Origin of the sequence: Pseudoalteromonas sp. 19-MNA-CIBAN-0066, from assembly GCF_040308705.1 — a bacterium.
Classification (GTDB): domain Bacteria; phylum Pseudomonadota; class Gammaproteobacteria; order Enterobacterales; family Alteromonadaceae; genus Pseudoalteromonas; species Pseudoalteromonas nigrifaciens.
This window is the reverse complement of record NZ_JBEONZ010000302.1, coordinates 1-255: the sequence shown is the minus strand read 5'-3', so window position 1 is coordinate 255 and position 255 is coordinate 1. Positions and strand designations below refer to the sequence as shown.

Sequence of the window (255 nt, the reverse complement as noted above, 5' to 3'; positions counted from 1 at the left end):
ATGGGTGAGTCGCTGATGCATATCGATGCGGCGCAAAAAATTGCGAATGCAACACTACGCAATATCAAACAAAATCTATTCTTTGCCTTTATTTATAATTGCCTTGGTATTCCGCTTGCTGCTTTTGGTTTTTTAAATCCTATGATTGCTGCCGCGGCGATGGCGCTGAGCTCTATTTCAGTATTAATGAATGCGCTACGTTTAACACGATTTAAAACCAAGGTTGAGCTCAGTAATACGGTATCTGGCTCACAC

Annotated in this window: 1 pseudogene; it reads left to right on the top strand. The window is 41.6% G+C overall.

Annotation, left to right across the window (positions count from 1 at the left end):
• Positions 1-255 (top strand): annotated as a pseudogene (locus AAEZ18_RS19225) (hypothetical protein); the annotation flags it as partial.